Annotated in this window: 16 protein-coding genes; 4 read left to right on the top strand and 12 right to left on the bottom strand. The window is 68.7% G+C overall.

Annotated features, from left to right (window positions below; translation table 11 throughout):
• The first annotated feature begins 38 nt into the window (after window positions 1-38).
• The 3 genes from JHC79_RS00720 to JHC79_RS00730 are packed head-to-tail and all read left to right on the top strand — an operon-like array spanning window position 39 to window position 1,949.
• Window positions 39-419 carry a metalloregulator ArsR/SmtB family transcription factor gene (locus JHC79_RS00720; protein WP_296387961.1) on the top strand — a complete coding sequence of 127 codons (381 nt, stop codon included), beginning with the start codon at window positions 39-41 and terminating at the stop codon, window positions 417-419.
• Window positions 416-1,507, top strand: coding sequence for an ACR3 family arsenite efflux transporter (gene arsB, locus JHC79_RS00725; protein WP_296387962.1), 1,092 nt, complete (start codon window positions 416-418; stop codon window positions 1,505-1,507). The genes JHC79_RS00720 and arsB overlap by 4 nt, the downstream gene beginning before the upstream one ends.
• A complete protein-coding gene (locus JHC79_RS00730) occupies window positions 1,446-1,949 on the top strand; it encodes a low molecular weight phosphatase family protein (RefSeq protein ID WP_296387963.1) in 504 nt (167 codons plus the stop codon). Before arsB ends, JHC79_RS00730 begins: the two co-directional genes overlap by 62 nt.
• Here the strand turns inward: JHC79_RS00730 and JHC79_RS00735 are convergent.
• The 11 genes from JHC79_RS00735 to puuE all read right to left on the bottom strand — a co-directional run bounded on the left by JHC79_RS00735 (window position 1,946) and on the right by puuE (window position 13,994).
• Window positions 1,946-2,299 (bottom strand): PLD nuclease N-terminal domain-containing protein, encoded by a 354-nt coding sequence (locus JHC79_RS00735; RefSeq protein ID WP_296387964.1) that lies wholly within the window; start codon window positions 2,297-2,299, stop codon window positions 1,946-1,948. The genes JHC79_RS00730 and JHC79_RS00735 overlap by 4 nt on opposite strands.
• A 40-nt stretch (window positions 2,300-2,339) precedes the next feature.
• Complete coding sequence (locus JHC79_RS00740; protein WP_296387965.1) at window positions 2,340-3,164, bottom strand: alpha/beta hydrolase; 825 nt, start codon at window positions 3,162-3,164, stop codon at window positions 2,340-2,342.
• Window positions 3,165-3,174: 10 nt separating this feature from the next.
• Window positions 3,175-4,731: a cobyric acid synthase gene (locus tag JHC79_RS00745; protein ID WP_296387966.1), complete on the bottom strand. Its 1,557-nt coding sequence runs from the start codon at window positions 4,729-4,731 to the stop codon at window positions 3,175-3,177.
• A gap of 6 nt (window positions 4,732-4,737) precedes the next feature.
• Window positions 4,738-5,616 carry a type I methionyl aminopeptidase gene (gene map, locus JHC79_RS00750; RefSeq protein ID WP_296387967.1) on the bottom strand — a complete coding sequence of 293 codons (879 nt, stop codon included), beginning with the start codon at window positions 5,614-5,616 and terminating at the stop codon, window positions 4,738-4,740.
• Between the two features lie 57 nt (window positions 5,617-5,673).
• Entirely contained in the window at window positions 5,674-7,500 is a 1,827-nt protein-coding gene (locus tag JHC79_RS00755) for a penicillin-binding transpeptidase domain-containing protein (RefSeq protein ID WP_296387968.1), read from the bottom strand.
• Between the two features lie 338 nt (window positions 7,501-7,838).
• Entirely contained in the window at window positions 7,839-8,360 is a 522-nt protein-coding gene (locus tag JHC79_RS00760; RefSeq protein ID WP_366782071.1) for a M23 family metallopeptidase, read from the bottom strand.
• Window positions 8,361-8,566: 206 nt separating this feature from the next.
• Window positions 8,567-9,403: a GNAT family N-acetyltransferase gene (locus JHC79_RS00765; protein ID WP_296387970.1), complete on the bottom strand. Its 837-nt coding sequence runs from the start codon at window positions 9,401-9,403 to the stop codon at window positions 8,567-8,569.
• Window positions 9,404-9,496: 93 nt separating this feature from the next.
• Window positions 9,497-10,684: a flavodoxin-dependent (E)-4-hydroxy-3-methylbut-2-enyl-diphosphate synthase gene (gene ispG, locus JHC79_RS00770; RefSeq protein WP_296387971.1), complete on the bottom strand. Its 1,188-nt coding sequence runs from the start codon at window positions 10,682-10,684 to the stop codon at window positions 9,497-9,499.
• A gap of 12 nt (window positions 10,685-10,696) precedes the next feature.
• Complete coding sequence (locus tag JHC79_RS00775) at window positions 10,697-11,911, bottom strand: RIP metalloprotease (RefSeq protein WP_296387972.1); 1,215 nt, start codon at window positions 11,909-11,911, stop codon at window positions 10,697-10,699.
• 8 nt (window positions 11,912-11,919) lie between these two features.
• Window positions 11,920-13,086 (bottom strand): 1-deoxy-D-xylulose-5-phosphate reductoisomerase, encoded by a 1,167-nt coding sequence (dxr, locus tag JHC79_RS00780; protein ID WP_296387973.1) that lies wholly within the window; start codon window positions 13,084-13,086, stop codon window positions 11,920-11,922.
• On the bottom strand, window positions 13,083-13,994 hold the full coding sequence (puuE, locus tag JHC79_RS00785) for an allantoinase PuuE (protein WP_296388033.1): 912 nt from the start codon (window positions 13,992-13,994) through the stop codon (window positions 13,083-13,085). Before puuE ends, dxr begins: the two co-directional genes overlap by 4 nt.
• Window positions 13,995-14,163: 169 nt before the next feature.
• Here puuE and JHC79_RS00790 point away from each other — a divergent pair, with 169 nt between their 5' ends.
• Window positions 14,164-14,448, top strand: a complete 285-nt coding sequence (locus JHC79_RS00790; protein WP_296387974.1) for a DUF2631 domain-containing protein — start codon at window positions 14,164-14,166, stop codon at window positions 14,446-14,448.
• Between the two features lie 32 nt (window positions 14,449-14,480).
• Here JHC79_RS00790 and rlmN read toward each other — a convergent pair whose 3' ends face one another.
• Window positions 14,481-15,590: a 23S rRNA (adenine(2503)-C(2))-methyltransferase RlmN gene (gene rlmN / locus JHC79_RS00795; RefSeq protein WP_296387975.1), complete on the bottom strand. Its 1,110-nt coding sequence runs from the start codon at window positions 15,588-15,590 to the stop codon at window positions 14,481-14,483.
• Window positions 15,591-15,613: the final 23 nt, after the last annotated feature.

The following is a 15,613-nucleotide window of genomic DNA, read 5'->3' on the forward strand; positions in this document are numbered from 1 at the left end:
CGATTGACGTCTGATTCGACAGCCGTCAATATAGACAGATGTCGAATCAGGCGGTCGTGCCGCCGGCGGACGAGTGTTGCCCCACCCCGTTGATCACCGAGGCCGTGTCGCCGGAGGCTGCCGCCGGGCTGGCGCGGATGTTCAAGGCGCTCGGCGATCCGGTGCGCCTCCGGCTGCTGAGTCTGGTGGCCGGACACGAGGGCGGCGAGGCCTGCGTCTGCGACATCTCCGGGTCGTTCGACCTGTCGCAGCCCACGATCTCCCACCATCTCAAGGTGTTACGCGAAGCCGGCCTGCTCGAGTCCGAGCGCCGCGGCACGTGGGTCTATCACCGCGTCGCCCCGGCCGCCCTGGCCCAGCTCGCGCTCGTGTTGCAGGTCGCCAGCCCGGCCACGACCGGAACGGCCGCGTTCGCGTGAACGCGACGACCGACACCCGGGGCGAATCGGCGGTCGTGGGCAGGCTGTCGACTCTCGATCGGTTCCTTCCGGTGTGGATCGGCGTCGCGATGGTCGCGGGATTGCTGCTCGGCCGTGCCGTCCCGGGGCTCGACGACGCGCTGTCGACGATCTCCGTCGACGGCGTCTCGCTCCCGATCGCGGTCGGGTTGCTGATCATGATGTACCCGGTGCTGGCCAAGGTCCGCTACGACCGACTCGACACGGTCACCGGCGACAGGAGGCTGCTGCTCGGCTCACTGGCACTGAACTGGGTCCTCGGCCCCGCGGTCATGTTCGCACTCGCCTGGCTGTTCCTGCCCGATCTGCCGGAGTACCGCACCGGACTGATCATCGTCGGCCTCGCCCGCTGCATCGCCATGGTCATCATCTGGAACGACCTCGCCTGTGGGGACCGCGAGGCCGCCGCGGTCCTGGTCGCGATCAACTCGGTGTTCCAGGTGGTCATGTTCGCCGTGCTCGGCTGGTTCTATCTGTCGGTCCTGCCGGGCTGGTTGGGCCTCGAGCAGACCGACATCTCGACCTCACCGTGGCAGATCGCCGGGTCGGTGCTGATCTTCCTCGGCATCCCCCTCGTCGTCGGGTTCGCGTCACGGTTTCTCGGCGAGAAGGCCAGGGGCCGAGACTGGTACGAGACGACGTTCATCCCTCGCATCGGCCCGTGGGCGCTGTATGGACTGCTGTTCACGATCGTCGTCCTGTTCGCGCTCCAGGGTGACCAGATCACGTCCCGGCCACTCGACGTGGTCCGCATCGCGCTGCCCCTGCTCGTCTACTTCGCCGTCATGTGGGGTGGCGGCTATGCGTTCGGCGCCGCCATGGGACTCGGCTACGCGCGGACGACCACCCTTGCGTTCACCGCCGCGGGCAACAACTTCGAACTCGCCATCGCCGTGGCGATCGCCACCTACGGGGCGACGTCCGGACAGGCGCTGGCCGGTGTCGTCGGTCCGCTGATCGAGGTCCCGGTGCTCGTGGGCCTGGTCTATGTGTCGCTCGCCCTGCGCAGGCGCTTCGCCGATTCCCCCGTGTCGGGGGGACCCCGATGACGGCACATCGGGTCCGACGCCCTCGGTCCTGTTCGTCTGCGTGAAGAATGCGGGCAAGTCACAGATGGCCGCGGGACTGATGCGCGCGGCCGCGGGCGACGACGCCGCCGAGATCCATTCGGCGGGGACGCGGCCGGGCACCGCACTGAACGCGATGTCGGTGGCCGTTCTGCGTGAGGTCGGTGTCGATGTCGGAGACGAACACCCGAAGGCCACCGACCTCGACCTCGCCCGCCGCATGACCTGGGTGATCGTCCTCGGGCGCGAGGCGCGGTTCGATCCGGGTCCCGGTCCGATCGTCGAGACGTGGGACACCGACGAACCGTCGGACCGCGGGATCGAGGGCGTCGAACGGATGCGACTCGTCCGCGACGACATCGCCGCACGGGTCGATGATCTGACCCGGCGCCTCGACACCTCGGCGGCGGGTCGCCGGGGCTAGCGGTCGCGTTGTTCGCGGGCGATGCGACGCTGCTGCTCGGCGCGTTCGCGCACCTGCGCCGCGAACAGGGCGGCCTGCGTCTCGGCATCCATCTCCGGGACCGAACCCGATGTCGCACGGGTTTTCTCGTTCTTCTGCGCGTCGTGCTCCTGGGACCCGTCCTTCTGCGACTCGTCCTTCTGGGGACGCCCGAGAGCCAACCACGCGATCGGCCCGACCAACGGCAGCGCCATCGACAGCAGCGCCCACACCGGCTTCGGGACCCCGCGCACGGTGCGGCCGTCGGTGACCACGATGTCCACCAGGACGACGACGATGATGAGGACATAGATCACGGCCAGATACGGCATCGCGACCTCCTCTCGTCGGGTGGTTGGAGAACGTGGCGGATCAGAACACCGCGGATCGCAACGCGATCTCGCTGGCGAGCGCGGGCGCGGCGTTCTGCGGGATCCAGTGGTCGACGCCGGACAGTTCGCAGAAGCGGTAGTCGGCGTAGACGAATCGCGAGCTGGCCTCGGCCTGCTCGCGCCCCAGCGCGGTGTCGCCGTCGCTCCACACCATCGTGGTCGGGACCTCCACGGGCGCACAGGCCATGTTCGCGGCGATGTCGCCGCTGAAGTTGGCCCGGTACCAGTTGGTCGCACCGGTGAGGCCGGACCGTTCGAGCAGCGGCGCGCACGAGTCGTCGGGCAGCAGACCCCGCAGGAACGCGGCGTCGTCGGCGAGCAGCCGATCCTCCGAGGCGGGATCGATCAGCATCGGGATGTAGGAGGACCGTTCGCGTTGGTCGGTGCTCTGTGTGAGCGCCCCGGCGATCGCCGACGGGTGCCCCACGCTGACGGCGACGAGTCCGGTCAGCCGGCCGGGGTGCCGACCGGCCAGATGCCAGGCGACGATCGCACCCCAGTCGTGGCCCACCACCAACGCGTAGTTGATGCCGAGTCCGTCGAGGATGCCCACCGCATCGGACACCAGGTGTTCGATGCGGTAGTCGCCGACGTTCGGCGGACGGGCGCCCGGCGAGTACCCACGCTGGTCGGGTACCACGGTTCGCAGGCCGGACTCGTGCAGCCGGGGGACGATCTGGTCGAAGCAGGTTCCGCTGCTGGGGAATCCGTGCAGCAGCAGGACGACGGGACCGTTCTGCGGGCCGCCGACTCGAACGGTGAACTCCAGGTCGCCGACGGCGACGGTCGTGGTCTCGACATTCATCGACACCAGCTTACGTGCGCCGCTCGTCCCGGCCACCGGCGTCGAGGGTGATGCCCACCGTCGGCAGGTCGTCCGGGGCGCCGGACTCGATGAGCGCGATGATCGCGGACATGTCGAGATGATCGTCGACGAGATCGGCCATCCGGTCGATCTGCGCCATCCGGATCGCGGTGAAATCGGTGTCGGATGCGACGACGAAGCCGGTCTTCCCGGCCGCCTGTGCCGCATCGCGCAGCACATCCCGGCGGACGTCGTCGTTGGCGAGCAGCCCGTGCCAGTGGGTACCGCGGATCGCACCCGTGACCGTGCCCTCGGGGCCGTGGTCGTCGTCGACGACCCACGGGTCGTCGGACGAGGCGGTCACCTGGCCGTGATGGATCTCGTACCCCTGCGCTCGCCTGCCCTGGCACCTGCCGCGCACCGGGCGCACCGTCTTGTGCGCCGCGAACTCGACAGTCATGTCCAGGATGCCGAGTCCGTCGACCGGCCCGGGCGCACCCGAGGTCGACTCGACCTCGTCGAGGATGGTCCGACCGAGCATCTGGTAGCCGCCGCAGACGCCGATGATCGCCCGGCCGCGCGCGGCCCGATCGATCAGGGCGCGGTCGAGTCCGCGCTCCCGCATCCAGGCGAGATCGGAGACGGTGGCCCGGGTTCCGGGCAGGACGACGAGGTCGGCGCCGGCGATGCTCGCGATGTCGGCGACCCAGCGCACGTCGACACCCGGTTCACAGGCCAACGCCTCGAGGTCGGTCGAGTTGGACAGCCGGGGCAGACGGACGGCGGCGACGGACAACCGGTCGGTGCCGATGCCGGGCGTCGACAGCCCGAGGGTGCGTCCGATCGGCGACGACAGCGAGTCCTCGGCATCGAGCCAGAGATCGGGTTCGTAGGGCACCACACCGAGCGTGGGTCGACCGGAGAGGGCGCGGAGCTGGTCGAGTCCCGGGTCGAGGATCGACTGCGCCCCACGGAACTTGTTGACCACGAACCCGGCCACCCGGGACTGGTCGTGCGCACCGAGCGCCGCGACGGTCCCGAGCAGGTGTGCCAGCACTCCCCCGCGGTCGATGTCGCCCACCACGATGACGGGGATGTCGGCCGCCTGCGCCAACCCCATGTTCGCGATGTCGGATTCCCGGAGATTGATCTCGGCGATCGAGCCGGCGCCCTCGCAGATCACGACGTCGAAATCCGCACGCAGCGAGGCCAGCTCGGCGTCGACGACCTCCGCCAGGGCGATCCGGCGGCTGTGGTAGTCGGTCGCCGAGATCCATCCGTCGGCCCGACCGCGCACCACGACCTGGGACCGGCGATCGCCACCGGGTTTGAGCAGGACCGGGTTGAAACGCGTGGACGGTTCCAGTCCACACGCCAGCGCCTGCATGCCCTGTGCCCGGCCGATCTCACCGCCGTCGACGGTGACCACCGAGTTGTTGGACATGTTCTGCGCCTTGAAGGGCGCCACCGCGACCCCGCGGCGGTGCAGTGCACGGCACAGGCCGGCCACCAGCAGGCTCTTGCCCGCGTCGGAGCTCGTGCCGCCGATCAGCAGCGCGCCTCGCACGCCGGTCTACAGCGCCGTGTCAGAGGCGGGGGGAAGGGTGAGGACCTCGACACCGTCGTCGGTGACGACGAGGGTGTGTTCGAACTGGGCGGTCCACTTGCGATCGCGGGTCACGACGGTCCAGCCGTCGTCCCACACGTCGTAGGCGAGTCCACCGAGGTTGATCATCGGCTCGATGGTGAACACCATCCCCGGTTCGAGGACGGTGTCGACATTCGGCTGGTCGTAGTGCAGGACCACGAGCCCGTTGTGGAAGGTCTCGCCGATCCCGTGGCCGGTGAAGTCGCGGACCACGCTGTAGCCGAACCGGTTCGCGTATGCCTCGATGACACGACCGACGACGTTGAGTTCACGACCCGCCCGCACCGCCTTGATCGCCCGCATGGTCGCGGTGTGGGTGCGCTCGACGAGGTCGGCCACCTCGTGCGAGACGTTGCCCGCGAGGTAGGTGGCGTTGGTGTCGCCGTGCACGCCGTCGATGTAGGCGGTGACGTCGATGTTGACGATGTCACCGTCCTCGATGACGGTCGAATCCGGGATGCCGTGGCAGATCACCTCGTTCAGCGAGGTGCAGCAGGACTTCGGGAAACCGCGGTAACCCAGCGTCGAGGGGTACGCGCCGTGATCGATCATGTACTCGTGCGCGATCCGGTCGAGTGCGTCGGTGGTGACGCCGGGCTCGACCGCCTTGCCCGCCTCCGCGAGGGCGTCGGCCGCGATCCGGCCGGCGACGCGCATCTTCTCGATGGTCTCCGGGGTCTGCACCCACGGTTCGTGTCCCTCGTTCGCACTCGGCTTCCAGACGTATTCCGGGCGAGGTATCGACGACGGGACAGCCAGCGTCGGCGAGACGACACCCGGCTCCAGAGCTGTACGTACGGACATGTATCCACCATATCCGCTCCCGACGGTGCTCCTCCTCGCCCCGCGAGCGCGCCGGGATCAGTCGAGGAAGTCGGGCGGCAGGGCGGTGAAGAAGTCGCGCGTCACGCCGACGGCGTTGTCGGAACTCGCGCCGAGCACGACGAGGGTCGCGAAGGCGAGGTCGCCGCGGTAACCGGCGAACCAGGCGTGCGAACCGCCCGGGACCTCGGCCTCACCGGTCTTGCCGAACACCTCGCCCTGATCCTTGATCCGGTCGGCGGTGCCGTCGACGATCACCTCGCGCATCATCGGCCGGAGCGCCCGCACGACGGCGGGGTCGATGTCGGGGTGCGGGCCGGACACCGTGGTGGCCCGGTCGAGGATCAGCTGGGGCACCGGCGTCGATCCGTGGGCGACGGTGGCCGCGACCATGGCGAGCCCGAACGGACTCGTGAGGACCTTGCCCTGCCCGAAGCCGTCCTCGGTGCGGGCGATGAGAGCCGGCTCGATCGGGACCGAGCCGGAGTCGACCGGGATGCCCGGCACATCGAACTTCGTACCGATGCCCATGCGCGCGGCGGCGTTGGCGAGGTCGGACGGGCCCATCTCGCTGGCCAGCTTGGCGAAGGTGGTGTTGCAGGACCGGGCGAACGCCTTCTGCATCGTCACCTCACCGAGGGAGAAGTTGTTGTAGTTCGGGATGGTGCGCTCGCCGATCGTCACCTCGCCGGGGCATCCGACGACGGTCTGCGGCTTCGACAACCCGGTCGCGATCGCGGCGGCCGAGGTGACCATCTTGAACGTCGACCCGGGCGGGTAGAGACCCGTCGTGGCCAATGGACCGACCTTGTCGGCCAACGCATTCTGCGCGACGGCGAGCAGGCGCCCGGTCGAGGGTTGGATGACCACCATCATGGTCTGGAAACGCGACGCGGCGTTGACCGCACGCTGAGCTGCCTGCTGCACGCTGCGGGACAGACTGATGTCCACCGACGGCGATGGTGCGGGATCGACCTCGGCGAGCACGCCGGCGGTGGCACCGTTGGGGTTCAGCGACAGCACTCGCCAGCCGGCTTTGCCCTCGAGGTCGCTCGCCACCTGTTTCTTGACCTGGCCCACCAGATCCGGCGCGAACGTGGGGTCGGTGGGCACCAGGTCCGCCTGGTCCGATGTGGTCGCGCCGGGGACGGCGGCGAGGAGGTCGCTGACCTGGTCGTACTGGCGGCGGTCGATGGTGGCGATGACGTAGTTCCCCGAGACCGCGGTCGCGCCCTCCGCGATGGCCTGTGGGCTGAGGCCGGGGGTGAACCGTCCGAGGATGGCCGCGAGTTGCGTGGCGGCGTCGGAGACCGAACCGGTCTTCGCCGCGGTGGTCGCGTCGAGCCCGACCCGCATCACGGTGCCCGGTTCGAGCACCGTCGAGCCGTCGCTCTCGTTGACCGACCCGACCGGCGCGGGGACGTCCTGCAGCGACATCTGCTGTGTCGCACCCAGTTCGGGATGGATGTCGGTGGAGTCCCACCGGACCTGCCATCCGGAGTCGGTGCGGGACATGGCCAGCTTCGCGTCGTAACGCCACGTCTGCTTGCGCGGCAACGCCCACTGATAGGACACGTCCACGGTGGCGGTGTCGCCGGTCACCTGGGACCGGCCGGTGCTCGCGGTCATGCCGGTGGCCCGCAGGCCGGAGAAGGCGGCGTCGATGTCGGCGGCGGCGCGCTGCGGGGAATCGGTGCGGCGCGCGGCCTCGTCGGTGCGGTGGGCGCCGAAGACGGAGAGGAAGTCACCGGCCGCGGCCCGGGGACCGTCGTCCTCGCCACCCGCGCACGCGGTGCCCGCCACCACGACGAATCCAACGATCGCGACCGCCACCAGGTGCTTTGTTGCGTTCCGGTCCACTCTCATCGGGTCCGATAGTAGGGCCGGGTTCATGTCTTCCCGACTCGCCACGCAGTGCGTGAACCTGAGAATTCCCCTCAGCGCCCGGATCCCGGGATGCTCCTGACTTCCCGACGAGCCCGAATTCCCAGGCTCCCGAATCCCGGAGTGCCGGCGGCTGGTCGGTCGCGCCTGGCGAAACGGCGACCCGTCAGTGCGTCGAGCCTCACTGCCTCCGGGAGATCACGAAGGCACAGCCGCCCCCGCCCACTCGGACCGACGCGTCGCGAGGAGCAGGACATCGCACGCACGGCGATCCAACGCGTTCGGAAGGCGATGCGGGCGGGGTGATCGACCAGGACGACTCAGGGCCACAGATTGGGGTTCAAGTCCGATCCGTAACCGCCGTAGCGGGGGCGGCGCTCGAGGTGTAGATGCGGGCCGGTGGTGTTTCCCGTATTGCCCGAGTAACCGATCAGTTGATTGGTCGCGACGCGCTGACCATCGCTCACGACTCTCCTGGACAAATGGCAGTAGCCCCAGTCAGAGCCGTCCACGTTGTCGTTGATCAGGATCATGGTGCCATAGGCAGAACCCCAGTTCGCTCGGCCCGTGCGCACATCGCCGCCGATGGTCGCGTACACCGGAGTGCCTACGGGACAACCGAGGTCGACTCCGGTGTGGTAACCGGCTTCCCAGTCTCCGCGTTGTCTCCACTGGGCCGTTATCGGGTGCGCGCTGGGGTTCCGCACGGGTCGCACGTACGACGCAGCGTGAGCTGCCGGCGCAACACCGACGCCAACCGCGGTGACTCCAGCGAAGAGGGCGCCACCGATCAGCACTTGCCGTCGACTGTGCGACCTAGGGGTTTCCTGACGATCTGCCACAACTGTTCTCCTCGTTGATCATTCGGGGTCAGCGAGACACGAACCAGCGCCCGTTGTCCGGTGCCAGTATTACACCGCGCGAACATTGTTGCTGAGCGTAAGGAAAAATAAATTGGGTCCGTCAGTCGATCGGCCGTAGGCGACGATGACGCGAGCAGAGCGGCGTGATCGACTGCGATGGTCGCTGGTCTGTCCTGATCGCGGAGTCAGTCGACGAGAACCGTTGCGAACCGGCCGACCTCGCGGAAACCGACCCGCTCGTAGGCCTGGCGGGCCGGATGGTTGAAGCCGTTGACGTAGAGGCTCGCCATCCGTCCTTCAGCCGCGATCGCGGCGACGACCGAGGCGGTTCCGGCGGCCCCGAGGCCGTGACCTCGCCGTTCGGGCGACACCCAGACCCCCTGGATCTGGCCGACCTGCCGCGACATCGAGCCGACCTCGGCCTTGAACACCACCGTGCCGTCCTCGAAACGGGCGAAGGCGCGCCCGGCACTGATCAGCGCGGCGATCCGCCGCCGGTAGGACCGGCCGCCGTCGCCGGCACACGGATCGACGCCCACCTCGCCGACGAACATCTCGATGGCCGCGGGCAGATAGGCGTCGATCTCGTCGAGTCGGACTCGGCGGACGTCCGAGTCGGGTCGGAGTTCGGGTGGCCCGGACATCGCCAGCAGCGGCTGGTCGTCCCGGATCTCGCGGGCGGGCCCCCAGTGGACGGTGGCGTGTTCCCAGAACGGGATCACGTGCTGTGCGCGACCGACGACCGATGAGCACAGGCGCGGATTGCGTACCGCCCGAGCGGCGAACGTCGCGATGTCCTCGTCGTCGCCGAGCATGGGGATCAGATTCGCGCCGGAGAAGCACAGCGCGGACGTGGGATCGCCGTTGCTCCACAGCTCGCCGCCCAGCACCCGGGGGCTGATCCCCTGTTCCTCGACACGCGCCGCGACCATGCACATCCCGACCGGGTCGAGTGTGAGCGCGTGGGCGACCGCCTCGGCGTCTCGAGCACCGAGGGGCTTGTCGCCCAGCAGCTTCAGCACGATTGCTCCCGGCTCCTGAAGGAAGTGGCGCAACCCGTCGGGCGACGAGCCGCGTGGACGATCACCGGCGTCTCACCCCGGTGCAGCGGACGGTCACCCGACGCTGACGACCGGCGATCCGGTGGACGCCTCTGGTCCAGTCTCCCCCGATTCGGCCGCAATGCGTAGTGCTTCTTCGATCAAGGTCTCGACGATCTGGGCCTCGGGCACCGTCTTGATGACCTCACCCTTGACGAAGATCTGTCCGCGACCGTTGCCCGACGCGACACCGAGGTCGGCTTCGCGTGCCTCACCGGGGCCGTTGACGACGCATCCCATCACCGCGACGCGCAGCGGGACCTCCATGCCCTCGAGTCCGGCGCTCACCTCGTCGGCGAGCTTGTAGACGTCGACCTGGGCGCGCCCACACGACGGGCAGGAGACGATCTCGAGCTTGCGGGGCCGCAGGTTCAGCGACTGCAGGATCTGGTCACCGACCTTGATCTCCTCGGCGGGCGGCGCCGACAACGACACGCGGATGGTGTCGCCGATGCCCTCCGACAGCAGTGCACCGAAGGCGACCGCGGACTTGATCGTGCCCTGGAACGCCGGTCCGGCCTCGGTGACACCGAGATGCAGCGGGTAGTCCGACTGCGCCGCGAGCTGACGGTAGGCCTCGACCATGATCACCGGGTCGTTGTGCTTGACCGAGATCTTGATGTCGCCGAAGCCGTGCTCCTCGAACAGGCCGGCCTCCCACAGTGCCGACTCGACGAGGGCCTCCGGGGTGGCCTTGCCGTACTTCGCGAGCAGTCGCGGGTCCAGCGACCCGGCGTTGACACCGATGCGGATCGGGATGTTGGCGTCCTTCGCGGCCAGCGCGACGTCCTTCACGCGACCGTCGAACTCCTTGATGTTGCCGGGGTTCACCCGCACGGCGGCACACCCGGCGTCGATGGCGGCGAAGATGTACCGCGGCTGGAAGTGGATGTCGGCGATCACCGGGATCTGGCTCTTCTTGGCGATGATCGCGAGCGCGTCGGCGTCCTCCTGCCGGGGGCAGGCCACGCGCACGATGTCGCAGCCCGACGCGGTCAGCTCGGCGATCTGCTGCAGCGTCGCGTTGATGTCGTGGGTCTTGGTGGTGGTCATCGACTGCACCGAGATCGGGTGGTCGCTGCCGACACCGACGGTCCCGACCTGGATCTGGCGGGTCTTCCGGCGGGGTGCGAGCACCGGCGGCGGTGCCGCGGGCATGCCGAGGCCGATCGACATCGGTCCGGATGTGGAGTCGCTGCTCATGGCTGTCGCTTCCTAGAAGAGTTTGATCGGGTTGATGATGTCGGCGGTGAGGGTCAGGACCATGTAGCTGCCCATGATCGCGAGCACCACGTACGTCGCCGGCATCAGCTTGATGTAGTCGACCGGCCCCTTGGCCACCTTGCCCAGCCGGGCGCGGATCGTGTTGCGGGCCTTCTCGTATCCGATGATCGCGATGTGCCCACCGTCGAGCGGCAGCAGCGGGACCAGGTTAAACAGACCGAGGAAGAAATTGATGCTGATCAGCAACAGCAGGACTGCGGCCCACTGCCCCCGCTCGGCGAGGTCGCCACCGATGACGCTGGCGCCGTAGACGCTGACCGGGGTGTCGGCGGCACGTTCACCGCCGGTGACCGACGTCCACAGCGCGCCCACCTTCGACGGCAGCGACAGCAGCGAATCCCAGGTCGCGTGGGCGAGAGAACCGGTGAACATCACCGCACCGGGGACGGCACCGAGCACCGAGTACTGGGTGTAACCCGAGGTGCGCGGGTAGGCGATACCGATCTGATTGACCGTCTTCGTCGCGCCCGCTCCGGCCTCGGTGTCGGGGACCGTCACCGGCTGCGGGGTCACGGTGACGTCGAACCGTGCACCGTCGCGCAGCACGGTGAGCACGACCGGACCGGTGCTCCTCTGGATGACCGGACTGAGCTCGGATGCCGTGGTCACCGGTTGTCCGCCGACCGCGACGATCTCGTCGCCCGCACGCAGCCCGGCGGCTGCGGCGGGCCCGGTTCCGGTACACGGCGACGAGGTGCCGTCCGAGGAGATCGTGGCGCTCACGCAGTCGGTGCCACCGACCCGCGACGGCGTCGGAGGCGGACTGAGATCGGGCAGGCCGACGCTCAGCGCCATGATCACGATCAGCACGAACCCGAGGATGAAGTTCTGCATCGGCCCGGCGATCATCACCACGAACCGCTTCCACGCCTTCTGCAGGTACATCGCCCGATGGGCCTGCTCCGGCGCGATCTCGTCGTAGGTGGTCATACCGGCGATGTCGCAGAAACCGCCCAACGGCAGCGCCTTGATGCCGTACTCGGTCTCGCCGCGGCGGAACGACCAGATGGTGGGGCCGAAACCGATGAAGTAGCGCCGCACGAGCATGCCGGTGCGTTGCGCGGCCCACATGTGACCACACTCGTGCCACGCGATGGACAGCAACAGTCCCAGCGCGAACAGCAGTACACCGACAACGAAGACCACCGGAGCGATTACCTCTCTGACCGAATGACGAGTTCCGCGGCCCGCCGACGAGCCCAGTCGTCGGCGGCGAGAACCTCCTCCACGGTACCCGGGGTCGCAGCCCACTCGTCCGCCTGCGCGAGGACGTCGCCGATGATGCCGACGATGCGGGGGAACGTGATCGCACCTGCGAAGAATCCGTCGGCCGCGGCCTCGTTGGCCGCGTTGAACACCGCGGTCAGCGACCCGCCGCGGGTTCCGGCCGCGCGGGCCAGCTCGATCGCCGGGAACACCTCGTTGTCGACCGGTTCGAACGTCCACGTCGACGCGGTGGAGAAGTCGCAGGCGGTCGAGGCGCCCGGGACCCGGTTGGGCCACCCCAGCGCCAGTGCGATGGGCAACTTCATCGACGGAGGCGACGCCTTGGCGATGGTGGCGCCGTCGACGAAGGTGACCATCGAGTGCACGATCGACTGCGGGTGCACGGTGACGTCGATGTGGTCGTAGGCGACGTCGAAGAGCAGGTGTGCCTCGATGACCTCGAGCGCCTTGTTGACCAACGTCGCCGAGTTCAGCGTGATCATCGGGCCCATCGCCCAGGTGGGGTGCTTGCCCGCCTGTTCGGGTGTGACATCGACGAGTTCGGCGGCGGTTCGTCCCCGGAAGGGACCGCCCGAGGCGGTCAACACGAGGCGGTCGACCTCTGCCGCGGTGCCGCCGCGCAGACACTGCGCGATGGCCGAGTGTTCGGAGTCGACAGGGACGAGCTGCCCCGGCGCCGCCGCGGCGAGCACCAGCGGACCGCCGGCGACGAGGGATTCCTTGTTCGCCAGGGCGAGTCGGGCACCCGAGCCGAGCGCTGCGAGGGTCGGCCGCAGGCCGAGCGACCCGACGACGGCATTGAGCACGACGTCGGCCTCGACCGATTCGACGAGCGCGCACATGGCGTCGTCACCACGCAGCACACCGCTGACGCCGAGGGCGCGCTCGAGTTCTGCAGCGCCGACCGGGTCGGCGACGGCCACGGCCGACGACGCGATCCCGAACGAGGTGATCTGCTTCGCGAGGGCGTCGATGTGCGAGCCACCCGCACCGAGACCGACCACCTCGAAGCGGTCCGGGTGTTCGGCGATGACCTCGAGGGCCTGGACTCCGATCGACCCGGTGGAACCGAGGATCAGTACGCGGATGGTCACCGACCCATTGTGGTCGGCGGGTGATGGGCGTGCCAATGCCGGGCTATGTCGATGCGCCGGGTGATCCAGACCCGCTCGTGGGATTGGATGTGGTCGCACAGCCGCTCCAGGGCGGCGATGCGGGCGGGGCGGCCGACCAGTCGGCAGTGCAGGCCGATCGAGAGCATCTTCGGTGCGCCCGCGGCGCCCTCGGCGTAGAGGACGTCGAACGCGTCGCGGATGTAGGTGTAGAAATCGTCGCCGGTGGCGAAACCGATGGGCGAGGCGAACTTCATGTCGTTGGTGTCGAGGGTGTACGGCACCACGAGGTGATCGACGTCGGTGCCACGGCCGTCGGGGACCCGCACCCAGTACGGGAGGTCGTCGGCGTAACTGTCGGCGTCGTAGACGAATCCACCCTGTTCGACGACGAGCCGTCGGGTGTTGGGGGAATCGCGGCCGGTGTACCACCCCAGCGGTCGGTGGCCGGTGATCTCGGTGAGCAGGTCGATCGCCTCGATCATGTGTGCCCGCTCGACGGTCGGGTTGATCAGCTGATAGTTCAGCCAGCGGAAACCGTGCGCGGCGATCTCGTCGCCCCTCTCGGCGAAGGCCGCGACGACCTCGGGGTTACGGGCCATGGCCTGGGCGACGGCGAACACCGTCAGTGGGATCCCCCGCCGCTCGAACACCCGCAACAGACGCCACACGCCGGCGCGCGAGCCGTACTCGTAGAGCGATTCCATGCTGAGGTGTCGATTCGGATAGGACGCCGCGCCCGACATCTCCGAGAGAAACGTCTCACTCCCCCGGTCGCCCTCGAGGACGTTGTTCTCCGACCCCTCCTCGTAGTTGAGGACGAACTGCACGGCGATCGCGGCACCGTCGGGCCACTGCGGGTCGGGCGGGTGCTGGCCGTACCCGACCATGTCGCGGGGATAGTTCTCGGACCGATATCTCGACAGCGACACCCGGTCATTCTCACACCGGCCATCCTCGGCTGCAGCCCCCGACACGACGGCGATATGCTGTGCCTACTACGCGCCATCGTTGACGCCCACGCGAGCGGCGCGACGTCGGAGAATGAGGAGAACCCCAGTGGCAAGCAGCGAGGTCGAGCACTCGAAGTCCCATTCCGAGGTCGTCGCCACCGGATGGGCCCACGAGCCCGCCGATGCGCCGTCGGCACGTTTCGGGTGGCACGGGGAATCGAAGACCGCGATGCGGATCGCCGGCTGGATCAGCGGGATCACGCTGCTGGCCATGCTCATCGGCAACCACGAGAGCCGCGTCGAGGATCTCTACCTCATCGGCTTCACCGCGGCACTGTGGTTCGTCCTGGTGCGCGACCTGTACCTCGGTCGCCGCAAGTGGAAGAACTGACGCTGCGTCTCTCGCCTTCAGCCCTTGTGAGTTCAGCCCTCTGCGGCGAGCTGGCCGCACGCGGCGGCGATCTCTGATCCGCGAGTGTCGCGGACGGTGCACGGCACGCCACCCTCGTTGACCCGTCGCACGAATTCGCGCTCCACCGACTTGGGTGCGGCGTCCCACTCGCTACCCGGTGTCGGGTTCAGCGGGATCACGTTCACGTGCGCCAGGTGTCCGAGGTGCTGCCGTAGGCGTTTGGCCAGCAGGTCCGCCCGCCACGGCTGGTCGTTGATGTCACGGATCAGTGCGTACTCGATCGACACCCGCCGACCGGACACATCCGCGTAATACCGTGCGGCAGAAAGCACTTCGTCGACCGACCACCGGTTGTTGACCGGGACCAGGGTGTCGCGCAGTTCGTCGTCGGGGGTGTGCAGCGACACCGCGAGACGCACCTGCAGCTTCTCGTCGGCGAGTCGACGGATCGCCGGGGCGAGCCCCACCGTCGACACGGTCACCGATCGCTGCGAGATGCCGAGACCCTCGGGCGCCGGCGAGGTGATGCGCAACACCGCGTCGCGGACACGGTTGTAGTTCGCCAGCGGTTCGCCCATCCCCATGAAGACCACGTTGGAGAGTCGACGGGCGCCGGGGAGCTGACCGTCGGCGACGGCGCGAGCGGCTGCGCGCACCTGGTCGACGATCTCGGCGGTCGACAGGTTCCGGTCCAGACCACCCTGCCCGGTCGCGCAGAACGGACACGCCATGCCGCACCCGGCCTGACTCGAGACGCACACCGTCGTGCGGTCGCGATACCCCATGAGGACCGACTCGAGCATCGTGCCGTCGTGCAGACGCCACAGCGTCTTGCGGGTGGTGCCGTCGTCGCAGGCGATGTGCCGGATCGGCGTCATCAGGGTCGGGAACAGTTCCTGCCCGACCGTGGCGCGTACCGCCGCCGGGAGATCGGTCATCGCGGCCGGGTCGGCCTCGAGCCGGCCGTAGTACTGGCGGGCGAGTTGGTCGGCACGGAACGCGGGCAACCCGAGCTTCTGCACGGCCTCGGCACGCTGCGCGCGATCGAGGTCCGCGAGGTGGGTCGGCGGACGCCCCCGCTTGGGGGCGTCGAACACCAACGGGAGGTCGGGACCAGGCATGGGTCAACGGTCTCGCAGTTCGG

This window comes from Williamsia sp. (genome assembly GCF_016462415.1).
GTDB lineage: Bacteria > Actinomycetota > Actinomycetes > Mycobacteriales > Mycobacteriaceae > Williamsia_A.

Coding starts and splice junctions, on each gene's coding strand:
- map (WP_296387967.1), bottom strand. CDS start 5,616: ATGTCCGTACGTACAGCTCTGGAGCCGGGTGTCGTCTCGCCGACGCTG.
- JHC79_RS00755 (WP_296387968.1), bottom strand. CDS start 7,500: ATGAGAGTGGACCGGAACGCAACAAAGCACCTGGTGGCGGTCGCGATC.
- JHC79_RS00740 (WP_296387965.1), bottom strand. CDS start 3,164: ATGAATGTCGAGACCACGACCGTCGCCGTCGGCGACCTGGAGTTCACC.
- rlmN (WP_296387975.1), bottom strand. CDS start 15,590: ATGCCTGGTCCCGACCTCCCGTTGGTGTTCGACGCCCCCAAGCGGGGG.
- puuE (WP_296388033.1), bottom strand. CDS start 13,994: ATGGTCGGGTACGGCCAGCACCCGCCCGACCCGCAGTGGCCCGACGGT.
- JHC79_RS00720 (WP_296387961.1), top strand. CDS start 39: ATGTCGAATCAGGCGGTCGTGCCGCCGGCGGACGAGTGTTGCCCCACC.
- JHC79_RS00735 (WP_296387964.1), bottom strand. CDS start 2,299: ATGCCGTATCTGGCCGTGATCTATGTCCTCATCATCGTCGTCGTCCTG.
- JHC79_RS00730 (WP_296387963.1), top strand. CDS start 1,446: ATGTGTCGCTCGCCCTGCGCAGGCGCTTCGCCGATTCCCCCGTGTCGG.
- ispG (WP_296387971.1), bottom strand. CDS start 10,684: ATGAGCAGCGACTCCACATCCGGACCGATGTCGATCGGCCTCGGCATG.